The organism is Campylobacter sp. DY7 (assembly GCF_057802535.1).
The window spans coordinates 1-519 of the sequence record NZ_JBYJAU010000057.1; the positions used below are offsets into that span (position 1 = coordinate 1).

The following is a 519-nucleotide window of genomic DNA, read 5'->3' on the forward strand; positions in this document are numbered from 1 at the left end:
CTGCCCACCCGGTGGAGTGCCGGCCGAGCATGATCGCCAGGCCGGCCACGCCGCCGGCGATCGTCAGTGCGAACGGGATCCATGCGATCTCACCGAGGAAGTCCTGCAGGAGGTCGGCCAGTGCGCCGAACGGCGCCGCGACGATGTCGACCCACTCGAAGGAGAGCAGCCAGTTGCAGAACCAGATCATCCACGACACCAGCCCCAGATGCCCGGTCCAGATCGGGTCGATCCACATGGAGATGAAGAACTTCCCCATCGTGAACACGTCACCGCGATCGAGCGGGAGCACGGTGTAGTTGGTCAGCGGGACGCCATCACTGTCGGTGATGTCGCCGCCCAGCATGAACGGGGACGATCCACCACCGTCAGCGGCGAAGGCCCAGTACGTGTTGCCGAACAGAACCAGGAACAGGTCGATCAGGACGACGGCGAGGACCTTGCTCCAACGCGGGTGATCGTGCACCCAGAAGCGGGCCCGCCAGAACGCGCCGCCCAGGGTCTCGAAGGTGTGCCGGT

Annotated in this window: 1 protein-coding gene; it reads right to left on the reverse strand. The window is 65.5% G+C overall.

What is annotated here, in order from left to right; genetic code table 11:
* On the reverse strand, positions 1-519 hold a 519-nt coding region (locus tag AC1B00_RS09685), incomplete at both ends, for a hypothetical protein (protein ID WP_488849522.1).